The sequence below is a fragment of the Rhodococcus sp. APC 3903 genome (assembly GCF_030407755.1).
GTDB lineage: Bacteria > Actinomycetota > Actinomycetes > Mycobacteriales > Mycobacteriaceae > Rhodococcus_F > Rhodococcus_F erythropolis.
The window spans coordinates 100,769-113,491 of record NZ_JASDCV010000016.1; the positions used below are offsets into that span (position 1 = coordinate 100,769).

At 61.4% G+C, this 12,723-nt stretch carries 14 protein-coding genes and 1 riboswitch; of the genes, 9 read left to right on the forward strand and 5 right to left on the reverse strand.

The window, feature by feature from the left end; genetic code table 11:
• The first annotated feature begins 87 nt into the window (after positions 1-87).
• A riboswitch (TPP riboswitch) is annotated at positions 88-183 on the forward strand.
• The 7 genes from QMA15_RS22290 (at position 171) to QMA15_RS22320 (ending at position 6,597) form a co-directional block, all read left to right on the forward strand.
• The gene (locus QMA15_RS22290) at positions 171-914 is read left to right on the forward strand and encodes a TenA family protein (protein WP_020970100.1); all 744 of its coding nucleotides are present in this window, start codon (positions 171-173) and stop codon (positions 912-914) included. Its footprint overlaps the riboswitch before it by 13 nt.
• Positions 914-1,942, forward strand: a complete 1,029-nt coding sequence (locus QMA15_RS22295) for an ABC transporter substrate-binding protein (RefSeq protein ID WP_020908360.1) — start codon at positions 914-916, stop codon at positions 1,940-1,942. Before QMA15_RS22290 ends, QMA15_RS22295 begins: the two co-directional genes overlap by 1 nt.
• Positions 1,920-2,723 (forward strand): ABC transporter permease, encoded by an 804-nt coding sequence (locus QMA15_RS22300; protein WP_041815060.1) that lies wholly within the window; start codon positions 1,920-1,922, stop codon positions 2,721-2,723. The genes QMA15_RS22295 and QMA15_RS22300 overlap by 23 nt, the downstream gene beginning before the upstream one ends.
• 8 nt (positions 2,724-2,731) lie before the next feature.
• Positions 2,732-3,526, forward strand: coding sequence for an ABC transporter ATP-binding protein (locus QMA15_RS22305; protein WP_290286563.1), 795 nt, complete (start codon positions 2,732-2,734; stop codon positions 3,524-3,526).
• Positions 3,527-3,832: 306 nt separating this feature from the next.
• Positions 3,833-4,390 (forward strand): LysM peptidoglycan-binding domain-containing protein, encoded by a 558-nt coding sequence (locus QMA15_RS22310; RefSeq protein WP_279164020.1) that lies wholly within the window; start codon positions 3,833-3,835, stop codon positions 4,388-4,390.
• A gap of 165 nt (positions 4,391-4,555) precedes the next feature.
• Complete coding sequence (locus QMA15_RS22315; protein WP_020970103.1) at positions 4,556-5,038, forward strand: hypothetical protein; 483 nt, start codon at positions 4,556-4,558, stop codon at positions 5,036-5,038.
• Positions 5,039-5,250: 212 nt separating this feature from the next.
• Entirely contained in the window at positions 5,251-6,597 is a 1,347-nt protein-coding gene (locus QMA15_RS22320) for a hypothetical protein (protein ID WP_070385708.1), read from the forward strand.
• 20 nt (positions 6,598-6,617) lie between these two features.
• Here QMA15_RS22320 and QMA15_RS22325 read toward each other — a convergent pair whose 3' ends face one another.
• The 3 genes from QMA15_RS22325 to QMA15_RS22335 form a co-directional block, all read right to left on the reverse strand.
• Positions 6,618-7,985: an acetamidase/formamidase family protein gene (locus tag QMA15_RS22325; RefSeq protein ID WP_046378835.1), complete on the reverse strand. Its 1,368-nt coding sequence runs from the start codon at positions 7,983-7,985 to the stop codon at positions 6,618-6,620.
• A gap of 113 nt (positions 7,986-8,098) precedes the next feature.
• On the reverse strand, positions 8,099-9,217 hold the full coding sequence (locus QMA15_RS22330) for a class I SAM-dependent methyltransferase (RefSeq protein WP_279164021.1): 1,119 nt from the start codon (positions 9,215-9,217) through the stop codon (positions 8,099-8,101).
• A gap of 129 nt (positions 9,218-9,346) precedes the next feature.
• Positions 9,347-10,462 (reverse strand): Glu/Leu/Phe/Val dehydrogenase dimerization domain-containing protein, encoded by a 1,116-nt coding sequence (locus QMA15_RS22335; RefSeq protein WP_060938982.1) that lies wholly within the window; start codon positions 10,460-10,462, stop codon positions 9,347-9,349.
• Positions 10,463-10,681: 219 nt separating this feature from the next.
• Here QMA15_RS22335 and QMA15_RS22340 point away from each other — a divergent pair, with 219 nt between their 5' ends.
• On the forward strand, positions 10,682-11,194 hold the full coding sequence (locus QMA15_RS22340; RefSeq protein WP_003941343.1) for an Lrp/AsnC family transcriptional regulator: 513 nt from the start codon (positions 10,682-10,684) through the stop codon (positions 11,192-11,194).
• 46 nt (positions 11,195-11,240) lie between these two features.
• Positions 11,241-11,702, forward strand: coding sequence for a 6,7-dimethyl-8-ribityllumazine synthase (locus tag QMA15_RS22345; protein WP_050655365.1), 462 nt, complete (start codon positions 11,241-11,243; stop codon positions 11,700-11,702).
• Between the two features lie 56 nt (positions 11,703-11,758).
• On the opposite strand, the gene QMA15_RS22350 is transcribed toward QMA15_RS22345, so the two are convergent.
• Positions 11,759-11,938: a hypothetical protein gene (locus QMA15_RS22350; RefSeq protein ID WP_290286502.1), complete on the reverse strand. Its 180-nt coding sequence runs from the start codon at positions 11,936-11,938 to the stop codon at positions 11,759-11,761.
• Between the two features lie 212 nt (positions 11,939-12,150).
• A complete protein-coding gene (locus tag QMA15_RS22355; protein WP_310504002.1) occupies positions 12,151-12,678 on the reverse strand; it encodes a DUF3558 domain-containing protein in 528 nt (175 codons plus the stop codon).
• Positions 12,679-12,723 lie beyond the last annotated feature (45 nt).

Consider the following 12,723-nt stretch of genomic DNA (forward strand, 5'->3'; position numbering starts at 1 on the left):
AACGTACCAACATAAGGCCGATGTGCGTCGACTAGTCAACTGCCAGGTAGGCGCCGACGAAGCAGAGGCTCGGTGTTAAGGTCGCCTAGTTCTGACACGGGGTGCTCCGCATGGGCGGGGCTGAGAACACACCCGGGAACCTGATCAGGTAATGCTGACGAAGGGATGTCATGGCTACTACGCAGCCTGCATACAATTCTGCCGAAAACTCGGTGGCCACAGCGCCGTCGACGGATCGGTTCACCGATCGGCTCTGGGCCGAGACGAAGGTCCTCCGCGAGTCGATCGACTCACTGGAGTTCCTCAAACGCCTCGGCGACGGAACCTTGCCTCTCGACGCGTTCCGCACGTACATCGAGCAGGACAAGCTTTATCTCGAGGGGTATTCGAAAGCGTTGTCCCTGGTCGCGGCCCACGCCCCGGATCCGCAGTCGGCGGGCTTCTGGTCGAATTCCGCGTCCACGGCAGCGACAGTGGAATCTGCGCTTCACGACGGACTTCTCACCGGTGGAATTCTTCCAGCGGGATCCGGAAGGCTCGAGCATTCGCAGGCCTGCCTGGGATACGTCTCGTATCTGACGGCGACTGCGGCAACTGCGCCTTACCCGGTCTCCGCAGCGGCAGTTCTCCCCTGCTTCTGGATCTACGCCGAGGTCGGCCGCGATCTTGCCGCTTCAGCGCGCGAGGTACTCGACGCCGATCCGTCGCATCCGTACGCACAGTGGGTCACGACGTACGACGCACCCGAATTCCACGAGTCGGTGGCGCAGGCCCGCGTACTGGTCGATGCTGCGGCCGAAGCAGCCACCGAGACAGAGCGTGAGGCGATGAGTGAAGCATTCCGCATCGCCAGTCGCTACGAGTTGATGTTCTGGGATTCCGCACTCCACCAGCAGCCCTGGCCGGCGTCGTGATGTCGTTTGCGGCGCTGCGCCGCACACTTGCCACGTCTGCCGCGATCGCAGCCGCATTCACAGTTCTGACCGGATGCGCCGCTGACACCGGCTCTTCCGACGGGACCATTCGGTTCGCACTCGACTGGACCCCGAACACGAACCACACCGGTTTGTACGTTGCACTCCAAGAGGGCTACTTCGAGGACGCCGGTCTGGACGTCTCGATCCTGCCGTACAACAACACCTCTCCCGACACCCTGGTCGACGCCGGCAACGCGGAGTTCGGCATCAGCACACAGAGTCAGGCCACGTTCGCCCGAGCGGCCGGCGCCGCCACGACGTCCGTCATCGCGCCACTTCAGCACCGCGCCACCGGCATCGGCGTGAAGGCGGATCGTGCGGACATCACGCGCCCACGTGATCTCGACGGGAAGACGTACGCCGGGTTCGGCGATCCCGGCGAAGTCGAAACGCTGCAGCAGATCATCCGCAACGACGGCGGGACCGGGAACTTCACGACGGTCACGCTCGGAACGTCCGCGTACGAAGCCGTGTACTCGGGGCAGGCAGATTTCACGGTCTCCTACTTTGCGTGGGAAGGCCTCGAAGCGGAGCGAAACGGAACTCCGATGCGGTACTTCCAGTACACCGATTACGGCTTCCCCGATGCGTATTCGATCGTGATCAACGGCAACCAGCAGTGGTTGAAGGACCATCCCGACGAGGCACGCAAGTTCGTCAAAGCCGTTCAACGCGGATATCAGACTGCTGCCGACAACCCGGACCAGGCCGCGCAGGATCTCATCGACGCGAACCCCGGAGCTTTCACCGACGAAGACCTCGTCCGTGACAGTCAGCGGATGCTTGCCGCCGACTACATGAAAGACGCCAACGGCGTCGTCGGTACGCAGAATCTCGAAACCTGGTCGGGTTATTCGGGATTCCTCTTCGACAACGGATTGCTCGCCGGACCCGACGGGAAGCCGCTGACCCAGAAGCCGGACTGGTCGGAGTACTTCACCAATGAGTATCTCGACGCGTCCTGACGTGAGCGGACGGCTGGTCTCGGCCATGCGGCGGGCGCTTCCCGCGCTCGCCGTGGTGGTGCTCCTCGTAGCGGCGTGGCAGATCTACGTCGAGATCAGTGGGATTCGGCCGCAGGTACTTCCGTCTCCGGGGCGCGTTCTGTCCCAGGGGTGGGACAACCGCGAGATCATCTCCGGCCACGCCTGGTCGACATTGCAGGTCACGTTGGTCGGCTTCACTGTTTCATTGGTGTTGGCCTGGATTCTTGCTGTGGTCGTGGACTTTTCGCCGTGGTTGTCACGCGCGCTGGTACCACTTTTTGTCGTCTCGCAGACGCTGCCGATCATCGCCATCGCGCCGCTGATGATCATCTGGTTCGGCTTCGGGTTGTTGCCGAAGGTGTTGGTGATCGCGCTTGCGACGTTCTTCCCCATGACCATCGGACTCATCGAGGGATTTGCCGCGGCCGACCGTGAAGCGGGCGCTCTCCTGCGCAGTATGGGCAGCACTCGCTGGCAGGAGTTCCGATACGTCCGCCTTCCTTCGGCGATTCCGCGATTCTTCACCGCCCTGCGTATCGGTATCACCTACGCGGTCGTGGGCGCGGTGTTCTCCGAATACGTCGGCGCTACTTCCGGTTTGGGCATTTACATGAGCACCCAGAAGAACTCCTTCCGCACCGACCTGGTGTTGGCGGCCGTACTGGTGACCGCGTTGATCAGCGTCACTCTGTACTTGCTGACGTTCGCCATCGAGCGCATCGTTGCACCATGGGCGATGAACGAAAGGTCGCGGACATGACTGACCCGATGGTCGAGGATGCAATGGTCGAAATTCAGGACCTGACCAAGAGGTTCGACACGGCCGGAGAATCGCGTCTCGTGCTCGATTCGGTGTCCTTCCGCGCCGCTGCGGGCGAATTCGTGTCGGTGATCGGGCCGAGCGGCTGCGGCAAGAGCACGATCTTCAACGTCCTGGCCGGGCTCGAATCCCCGACCTCGGGTTCAGTCCGTGTGGGCACGCACGCAACTGAATCCGAAGCAGCCGCCGAGGTGCACACCGCATACATGCCGCAGAAGGATCTTCTGTTCCCTTGGCGCTCGGTACTCGACAACACGGCCCTCGGATTGGAAGTGCAGGGAGTCGGCAAGAAGGAAGCACGCGAGCGCGCTCGTGAGTTGTTCCCCGCGTTCGGCCTGTCCGGATTCGAGGACGCCCGGCCGTCACAGCTGTCGGGCGGTATGCGCCAGCGAGCGGCGATGCTGCGCACCGTTGTTCAGGGCAAACCTGTCCTGCTGCTCGACGAGCCGTTCGGCGCGCTGGACTCGTTGACCCGCACCGAGATGCAGGCTTGGCTGCAAGACGTGTGGCAGCAGTACCGGTGGACCGTGCTGATGATCACCCACGATATTCGTGAAGCGATCTATCTGTCCGACCGCGTGGTCGTTCTGTCTGCGCGTCCGGCAACGGTCAGGTGCGTAGTCGACGTTCCCTTGCCGAGACCACGCAAGCTGGACATGATCACCACGCCCGAGTTCGCCGACGTCGAGCGTGAACTGCTTGCCGTTCTCCACGACGAGACGCGCAAGTCGCTACGCCCCTAGCGGTTACTGATAATGCAGTAGTTACTGATAATGCGCTGAGAGAGTTTCGAGTTCACCTGAAGTTCAGGAGAATGCGCACCGAAACCTGACGAGGTCACGTACCATGATCCGGCACTTTCACCCAAAACGCCTTAATATCAGCAAGATCCGAACGCTCGACACGCAGTTCGTCAACGCTGCACAATTCTCCGTACTCTTCGGTAACGTACACTCGGTCGCCTACGAGACCAACGGCCAGAAGGTAACTGGACGGTAAAGCGGAATCGTGGAGGCACAGTCATCGCAACAGATTTGGAAAGGGACAGCGTGAGCACACTGCAGTCAGGTCAGAGCCTCGGAGTCGGCCAGGAACTCAAGTCCGACAACGGCGCATACACCCTCACCTTGCAGGACGACGGCAACCTGGTTCTGTCCGAGGGCGGACAGGCTGTTTGGGCCGCAGGCACCAACGGATCCGGCGCCAACCGCGCCGAGGTGCAGGCTGACGGAAACTTCGTCATCTACAAGGACTCCGACGCCGTGTGGGCATCGCAGACCGCAGGTAACGACGGTGCCTCCCTCTCGGTTCAGGACGATCGCAACGTCGTTCTGTCCGCCGGTGGAAATGCTCTGTGGTCTTCGGACACTGCAATCGAGGCTCCGGCCGCCGAGGCTGCCCCGGAGCCCGCTCCGGCACCGGTGCCCGAGCCTGCACCCGCCGCTCCGGCAGCGCAGAGCTACACCGTCGAAAGCGGCGACACCCTGTGGGCAATCGCCGAGCGTTTCTACGGTGACGGCAACCAGTACCAGCGCATCGCGGATGCAAACGGCATCCCGAACCCGGATCTCATCAACGCCGGTCAGGTACTGACGATCCCCGCCTGATTCACTGCTTGACCTGGCCCTGGGTGCCGACGTCCGCGTCGACGCCCGGGGCCTTTTGTGTTCTACGCCACACAGATTCGCGTCCCGCCCAGCAGGCCCTGATACTCCATTGCGGCATCTTTTCGCCTACAGTACTTCCGTACTGCTCCCGAAGGACAGGTGTGCATGAAAGACAGAACAGTCATGATCGGCGCTGTCGCAGTGGCCGCTCTCTCTCTGACATCAGGCCTCGTTTTCGGCGGAGCAGCCGGCGCATTCGGTTCCGGCGGCCCTGTGGTGAAGCCTCCCGCTCTGGTCTCGTCGGTTTCCGTGGAGTCCGTCGCCGGGATCGAACCGGCCGCGTTCTACAGCTCGGTTGCAGTTCCCACGGTTGTCATCCCGCCGACGCCGACCTGGCGAATCGCCGACGAGACGACTGCTCCTCGTAATCAGCCGCTGGTGGTGACCGCGACAAGCACGAGCTCCGCTACGTCCACTACGACTGCAACGAGTACGACAACACCGGTCTCGTCCACGACCACCGCGTCGGCTACCGCGACCTCGTCACCGACCGCGACAGCCACGACCACCAAGACCAGCACCACCCCAGTTGTCACGACCGGGTCCACGCCGCCCGTCGTCGAGGTCTCGCCCGTTCTCGCCGGATAGTCATCGCTCTTTCGCCTGCATACCGCCTGGCGTGACGGCGGTTACAGGCACACTTCAGTCGCCGCTCTCAAATACCCGATCTACCTGCGACAACCTTCCTAGTCGTCACGGTTCGTGGCCCGCTGCAATCCGGTCGACCGGAAAAGGACAGCAGCATTGTCGGGACCTCGCGATACCGTATAGGTCTGAGCTTTTGCGGAAGGAGGTGGCTGATGAGCGCAATGGGCTTCGATCTCGATGTCAGTGTCGACCGGGCATGGGCAGAATTTCAACGTCGCCTCGGCGATCACATTTCCATCATGGTCGACGGCGACGTGCTTGCCGTCGAATCGTCCACCGGCGACTTCGATCCAGCTGACGGCGCAGCGCCATGTGTTCAGTTCCTCGTGTGGGACGAGAACACAGTCCGCTGCGAGGTTCCTTCCAACGACTTCCTTCATCCGCGCTATCGACTCGAAGATGCCGACGAACAAAAGTTGATCGCACTCGGCTGGAATCCGCCTTCCGAGAATCTCGACGATCCGAACAACTCCCCCGCCTTCTGCGTCGACAAGGCGCAGAACTGGGCCGATCAGCTCGCAGCGATGACTGTCGCTGCGTTCCGTGATGTGTTCGGTGTGCAGCACCCGGCTTTTCTATCCAGCGATCTCACCGGCAACGAGCAGACTCCGGATTTCGATCCGTCGGTTGTCGAGTCGACAGAACTTCCGACACTCGACCCCACCGCGGCCTACATGCCCAACGACGTCGACCACCTCAAGGAGTTGGTCACTCTCGCTTTGCTTCCCATGCTCGGCACGCTTCCCGAGCGGGACAGCGACGGCGACATACCAATTCGGGTCGGTTCGACTGTCATGTTCGTCGGTCCGCTTTCCGAGTCCATGGACGTGCAGTTGTTCTCCCCACTCGTTCAGGACATCAGCAACCGCACTCGTGCAGCCGAAGTCATCGCCGATCTCAACCGCAAGTGGTCGCGCATCAAGTTCGTCTTGATCGACGACCGTCTGTCGGTGTTCCTCGAGGTGGCGGGCTCACCATTCGTTCCCAAACAACTCACCGATACATGCGCAGCCTTGACGTCGTTCCTGCGTACCGTGGACGACGAGTTCGCCGCACGCGTCGGCGGAGACCTCTTCTTCGCGAACAAGAGCGGTGACTCCTCCTCGCTGCAGCCCGATCTGACGGCCGAGGACCTGCCTCCCGAACTCGAGACCCTGCTGCATCTCGATCTGGACGTGGCCGAGGATCTCGACGCGGTAGCCGATGTCTGCGGGCGCGATCGCGATCTGATTCTTCAGCTCCTCCACATCAGTAACGAATGGCAGATTCAGCTCCGTAGTCAGGCGGTGGACGCCCACAGTCGCGGGGACGCCGAAGAGGCTGCAGGATACGAGGATCAGGTCGGTGGGTGGGAACTCATGGTCGACCGTCTTCGCGGGGCTCTGCGACTGGTGGTCCTGCCAAATTCTCGAACCGAGACGCCGGCAAAGCCGCAACCTGAGCAGATGGGCCTGTTTGCCGATCCCTTGCAACAGAGTCTCTTCGACGATCCGTCCTGACACGACGGATCGCCTTCCCTCTATTCGAAGTGGGATTTGAAGATCTGTCCGTGGACGCCCACGGTTCGATCGACTACCTGTGAGACCGTGAAATCGGCTGCGGCAGAAAGATAGGCGTAGGCCGTCGCTCGATCCATACCGCGATCGTGCTCGAGGAAGTCGAGTGCGTTGACCACCGCGCGCCGCATGGCGCCGTTGAGGTCACTGTTCTGCCCATCGACCGAACCGTTGGGGTCGGACAGGCCGATCGGAATCCAGGCCTCCTCGGTCTCGGCGAACGGGTACCCGAAAGCCACCGATGGAGCGTCACCGGAATCCTTCTTGCACACGCTGAGTCGGAACGTGCCGCGCAGCGATCCTTCCATCGCCGTCAGCGCCGCCTCACCGTCGCCCATGGCCATGTGTGGGTCACCGACGTAGAAGAGGGCGCCTTCAGCGAATACCGGCAAATAGAAGGTTGATCCGACACCGAGATGCCTGATGTCGATGTTTCCGCCGCCCAGGGTCGGAGGAATGGAGTTCGACGACGGGGACGTCGGGTCGGCATCCGAGGAATAGGCAACTCCCATCATTCCCATGAAGGGTCGCAAGGGAAACCGCACCTTCGACTGTCCGAAAGGCATCACGCCCTTGCCGTCTTCGATCGCCGTGAAGGTGGAAACACCGCCGTACTTCAACGGGTCCTTTGTCGCGCGCCCGTCTGTGGCGACCGGCGGCATGACTTCGTCCAGAGTGATTCCCGCTGGAGCGGTTCCGTCTGCTGTGACGGCGAGAGCGCCCTTGCCGTGTCTGCTCGACACAACGCCGTACGGCACGCGGGGAATGGCTTCGAGAGTCTCGATCTTGAGTACGTCTCCAGGCTGGGCGCCTTCGACGAAGACCGGGCCGGTGACGACGTGCGGTCCGTCCTTGTCGAAGTTTCGTTCGGTTCGGTTGTATTCGGCCGCAACGGCAATCGCATCTTCGAGCACGTCCTTCTCGGAAACGCCTTTGCTACCGAAGTATTCGAGAGGATTGCGCCCTTGATCCTCGAGAATTCCCTCGTGCGAGAGGGCGTCGATCGTGACGGTCTGACCCGACTTCATCCGCATCACCTCGCGGGTGTGGATGTTGGGCACATAACCCCACATGACGTCCGACGGATCCGAACTCAGATAGTGGTCGCCGCTGACGTTTCCGCTGCCCGGTTGCAGAATCGGCACACCATCGGCGAACGGCAGCGCAGAGGAGGACGATCCAGCCGGCGACGCGTTCGAGTGCGCGCATCCCGAAGCCACACCGGCAACGCCTACTCCCGCACCGAGGGCAGCGACTGCCCTCATGAATCCGCGTCGGCCAAGACCTTTCGTCAGATCTTCGGCTGCGTTGCGGGCAAGAGTGTTTTCCATCGAGATTCCTCCGGAGTGCGTGACGATGTGCGACTGCGAAGAAAGCTAGACCCGATTTGTTACTCGTTCATTACCATTTCATGGCAGGGAAATACCGTTGACTGAGAATGAATTCAGCGACGGCGAAGCCGCCAGAGCGAGGTCGTCTCTCGTGCCCGGGCAGCGTGAAGCGCATCGGTTCGGTCACTGACCTTTGCGTGCGTCGGCTTGACGTCCATGCGATCGACAACAGTGAGCCCACCGGCCGCAATCAGGTCGTGTAGTTCGGATCGCGTTCGGAGACCGAGGTGTTCGGCAATGTCCGAGAGGATCAGCCACGCTTCTCCCCCGTCGTCCAGATGCGCTGCGACACCAGTCAGGAAGCCCTTCAGCATCGCTCCAGCGGGGTCGTAGACGGCGTATTCGATGGGCGAGGTGGCCTTGGCCGGAATCCAGGGAGGATTGCAGACCACGAACGGAGCGGTGCCTTCGGGAAAGAGGTCTGCTTCCACCACGTTCACCTGATCGCCGTAGCCAAGCCGCGACAGGTTGGTGCGCGCGCATTGCAATGCCCGGGGGTCCTGGTCGGTGGCCGTCACTGTCTGAACTCCACGCCGCGCCAGGACGGCAGCAAGAACGCCGGTACCTGTTCCGATATCGAAAGCAGATTCCGTCGACGGTAGCGGAGCAGACGCGACAAGATCGACATACTCCCCGCGGACGGGTGAGAACACTCCGAAGGCGGGATGCACTCGTGCGTCGAGAGCCTCGATGAAAACACCTTTGCGGTGCCACTCGTGAGCGCCGATCGCGCCGAGGATGTCACGCAACGAGCGAACCGAAGGCTCACCGGTAATCCCGAAGGCTTCGGTCAACGCTACTTGCGCGTCCGGGGCTCGCCGGAGTGGAATCGACAGATCTGCATCCAAGGGAATGAGCAGCATACCGAGGATCTGCGCGCGGCGTCCTTGGGTCTGCCGGTGGAGATGGAAGGCTTTGGCTGGGTCGTCGGACGCTCGGCGCGGCTTGCGGTCGATGCGCGACGCGACGGCCTTCGACAGTTGGCGAGCGTTCTGAAAATCTCCGCGCCACAACAACGCCGTGCCTTCGCATGCCAAGCGATAGGCGTCGTCGGCCTTCATCGTGTCGTCGGCGACGACGATGCGCTTGGGCACCGGGGCGTTGCTCGTCGAACCCCAACGGGCCGATTGCTCGACGTCGTTCTCGGTCCACACTGCGAATTGTTCAGTCATGTAAGCCCTTCCGGCGTCCGACGCATAGCGGCCGGTCTACCGGCTGATGTGGTCCAGATCTGCAAAATCTGCTCGTCTGGTGTCCACACTAGTCGGGACCGGCCGCGCTACATGACTGCGAGAGGGATGTCAGCCCTTGGCTACGCGAGCTGCCTCGGCGATCCGAGCCTCGGCGACCGCGTCAGCAGCCTCGCCGGCGAGGATTCCGTCGTTCTTCGACTTCGCGAAGATCTCGGTGACCGTGTCGAAGATCTTCTCGACCTTGAGCTTGACCTCTTCGGCCGAGTTGCCCTTCAGCTCGCCGGCAACCTGGATGAGGCCGCCGCCGTTGGCGACGTAGTCGGGGGTCCAGGTGATGCCGCGGTCGCGGAGGATGTTCTCGACCTCGGGCACGGTGAGCTGGTTGTTGGCAGCGCCGCAGACAACCTCGGCCTTGATCGAGCGTGCGGTCGTGTCGGTGAGTGTTGCGCCCATCGCGCACGGTGCGTAAACGTCGAGATCAGCGTCGATGATGCTGTCGACGATGCTCACCTGCGGGAAGTCCGCCTTGACGCGATCGAGCGCTCCGGCGTTGACGTCGGTCGCCAACACGGTTGCGCCGTCTGCGAGGAGAAGCTTGATCAGCTCGTAGCCGACCTTGCCTGTGCCCTCGACACCAACGGTCTTGCCTGCGAGCGACGGAGTGCCCCAATGCGACTGTGCCGCGGCGCGCATCGACTGGAAAACGCCGAGGGCCGTCATCGGAGCGCTGTCGCCGGAACCGCCGACCGTAGCGTTGCGGCCGACGACGAAGTCGGTGTTACGACCGATGATGTCAAGATCGTTGGAGTTGGTTCCGACGTCACCAGCGGTGATGTAGCGGCCGCCGAGGGTCTGGACGAATTTTGCGTAGGCGCCGAGCAATTCGTCGGTCTTGGCCGTTGCGGGGTCGCCGATGATGACGGCCTTGCCGCCGCCGAGGTCCACGCCGGCAACCGCAGCCTTGTAGGTCATTCCGCGCGAGAGACGCAAAACGTCTGTGACTGCGGCGGATTCGTCGGAGTACGGGTAGAAGCGCGTTCCGCCGAGCGCGGGGCCGAGCGTCGTGGAGTGGATGGCGACGATGGCCTTGAGGCCGCTCGCGGGATCCTGGAAGAAGCTCACCTGCTCGTGGGGGTAATCGCGCAGGTAGTCGGCGCGATCGAACACGCCCGCAGTGTCGTCATGGGAAACAACAGAGTTCACGGGCTCGGCGGTGAGAGTCATTGTGGGATAGACCTTTCCGAAGGATAAACGGGGTGCAGTCGAAATACTGGGACGAAATGGCCGTTGGGTACTATTGGGGACAAATAACCCAAAGAGAATCCCGCTGAGCAATTCGTGGAACCAATGCTCTGCCTGAGCTACGATTTGGTCAATGCAAATCTCTTGAACTAGTCAATTCGATCATCCAGTGACCCATATCACTGAGGAGAGGTTCACAAAGTGCTCAGCATCGACAAGCTCGACGTCCAGTTGCTCGGACTGCTCAGCAAGGACTCGAGGATGAGTGTGGCCGAGTTGGCCAACTCGTTGGGCGTCGCCCGCAACACCGTCCAGTCGCGAATGAAGCGCATGGAATCCAACGGACTTCTCACCGGGTTTCGGCCGAATCTCAATCTCCCCGAGGTCGGTATCCCGATTCAGGCATTTGTCGGTCTGGAACTCGAGCAGGGCAAGATCAGCGCAGTCGCTCGGAGTCTGACCGAGTTGCCCGAGGTGATCGAAATTCACGCCACAACCGGTCGCGAGGATTTGCTCGTTCGCGTCGCCACCTCGACGCACGCGGCGCTGCAGAAGTTGGCCGAGCAGATCGTGTCACTTCCAGGCGTCACGCATTCGACCACGACCATCGCTCTGACCAATCCCCTTCCATATCGAATTCAGCCTCTCCTCGAGCACCTCACCAATGACGCCGGATGGGGTCGTTCGACCGCCTTCCCCCGTCAGCAGGACTAGGACGGGTGGTCGCGTCGATGCTTCCCAGTGCGCTAGTTTCATGGTTATGAGTGAGATCCAGGGACAGCGCATCGCGTTCATTCAGGCGACGTGGCATCGCAACATCGTCGACCGTGCACGCGACGGATTCACCGACGCGATCGTCGAGCTCGGCTACCCCAAGGACACGGTTGATTTCTTCGAGGTACCGGGAGCTTTCGAGATCCCGCTGCATGCTCGGCGGTTGGCCAAGAGCGGCCGCTACCAGGCGATCGTTGCCGCAGGTCTGGTCGTCGACGGCGGTATCTACCGGCATGACTTCGTGGCGACGGCTGTCATCGACGGTCTGATGCGCGTGCAGCTCGACACCGACGTTCCGGTTTTCTCGGTGGTCTTGACGCCGCATCACTTCCACGAGCACGCCGAGCACGTCGACTACTTCAGCACGCATTTCGTGAAGAAGGGCGCCGAGGCTGCTCGCGCGGTCGACGCCACCGTCAAGTCGTTGAAGGCCCTGCCAACCAGCTAGTCGTTACCCAAGTCTCGCTGAGTCGAATGCCATCGGCTCAGCGAGATTTTTTGTGTCTATCGAGGCGTCTCAGCGCTAGTCAGCGCTGACGCATTCGAGTCGTCGACTTCGCCGTAGCGGTCGACGCATTGCTGGAAGAAGTCCCGCATCTCGGTGATTACAAACGCATGACTGAGAAGAGACTTTTCGAGTGAATCGGCACCACCGGTGGCCTTTTGGGCAAACTTGCCAGCCATGTCTTTTCCCGACTGAAGTGTCCCAAAGCAGTCCAAGGCAGTAAGTCTGTTCAAGTTGCCTGCCATGTCTTGCAACTCGGCAAGAAACCCCTCACACGCGACGGCAAGCTGTGCTGCAACATTTGGGTCGAGGTCAATGCTGTGGGCACTTGGAGTTCGCCAGGTATGGGTCTCAGACATTAGATCCTCAATTCGGCCGATAGAACACGTGTTTAACTGGGGAGACGTTGATCGAGCAGGTTCGCGTAATGTTGCGTGAGCTCGCATGTCGACCCTTCGGGCTTAAGAGCAAGTTTGGTATCGACGCTGAGCCAAATCGCCCCCTGCGCAGCAGGCAAGGCGACGAAACATCTGACAAGGTCGGCATCCGCCTGAAGATGGAACTCGACGCCGTCTCGCTGGCCGATCGTCACGGGCTTGAATCCCACGTAGTTCGGATTCTGTTTGGTGGTCTCGATGGAACTTTCGGTCGAAAAAATCGACAAGTAATACCAGGACTCAGTCCACGAACAGATTTTCCAACCCGGCTGCTCGACGCCGGCGATATCAACTTCCTCGGTCGCCGGATCAAGCCCCACTTCTTCCAACACCGAGTCCGGAATGTCCTTGCACGGATCGAACAAACCCTCTTGGCCGGATGCAGGCTCAGCCGCCCCCTCCACGACTGAGCTGCATCCTGCCGCAGCCCACACCAACATCCCAGCCATGAGCAGTCGCCCAACCCCCACCGACCCCCGCATGGCACCCCCTGTTGATGTGGACCCACTCTATTGGATGCATCGGAG

Excerpts from the sequence above, each read along its gene's own strand:
- QMA15_RS22290 (WP_020970100.1), top strand. The coding sequence starts at position 171 with ATGGCTACTACGCAGCCTGCATACAATTCTGCCGAAAACTCGGTGGCC.
- QMA15_RS22295 (WP_020908360.1), top strand. The coding sequence starts at position 914 with ATGTCGTTTGCGGCGCTGCGCCGCACACTTGCCACGTCTGCCGCGATC.
- QMA15_RS22300 (WP_041815060.1), top strand. The coding sequence starts at position 1,920 with ATGAGTATCTCGACGCGTCCTGACGTGAGCGGACGGCTGGTCTCGGCC.
- QMA15_RS22305 (WP_290286563.1), top strand. The coding sequence starts at position 2,732 with ATGGTCGAGGATGCAATGGTCGAAATTCAGGACCTGACCAAGAGGTTC.
- QMA15_RS22315 (WP_020970103.1), top strand. The coding sequence starts at position 4,556 with ATGAAAGACAGAACAGTCATGATCGGCGCTGTCGCAGTGGCCGCTCTC.
- QMA15_RS22320 (WP_070385708.1), top strand. The coding sequence starts at position 5,251 with ATGAGCGCAATGGGCTTCGATCTCGATGTCAGTGTCGACCGGGCATGG.
- QMA15_RS22325 (WP_046378835.1), bottom strand. The coding sequence starts at position 7,985 with ATGGAAAACACTCTTGCCCGCAACGCAGCCGAAGATCTGACGAAAGGT.
- QMA15_RS22330 (WP_279164021.1), bottom strand. The coding sequence starts at position 9,217 with ATGACTGAACAATTCGCAGTGTGGACCGAGAACGACGTCGAGCAATCG.
- QMA15_RS22335 (WP_060938982.1), bottom strand. The coding sequence starts at position 10,462 with ATGACTCTCACCGCCGAGCCCGTGAACTCTGTTGTTTCCCATGACGAC.
- QMA15_RS22345 (WP_050655365.1), top strand. The coding sequence starts at position 11,241 with ATGAGTGAGATCCAGGGACAGCGCATCGCGTTCATTCAGGCGACGTGG.
- QMA15_RS22350 (WP_290286502.1), bottom strand. The coding sequence starts at position 11,938 with ATGGCTGGCAAGTTTGCCCAAAAGGCCACCGGTGGTGCCGATTCACTC.
- QMA15_RS22355 (WP_310504002.1), bottom strand. The coding sequence starts at position 12,678 with ATGCGGGGGTCGGTGGGGGTTGGGCGACTGCTCATGGCTGGGATGTTG.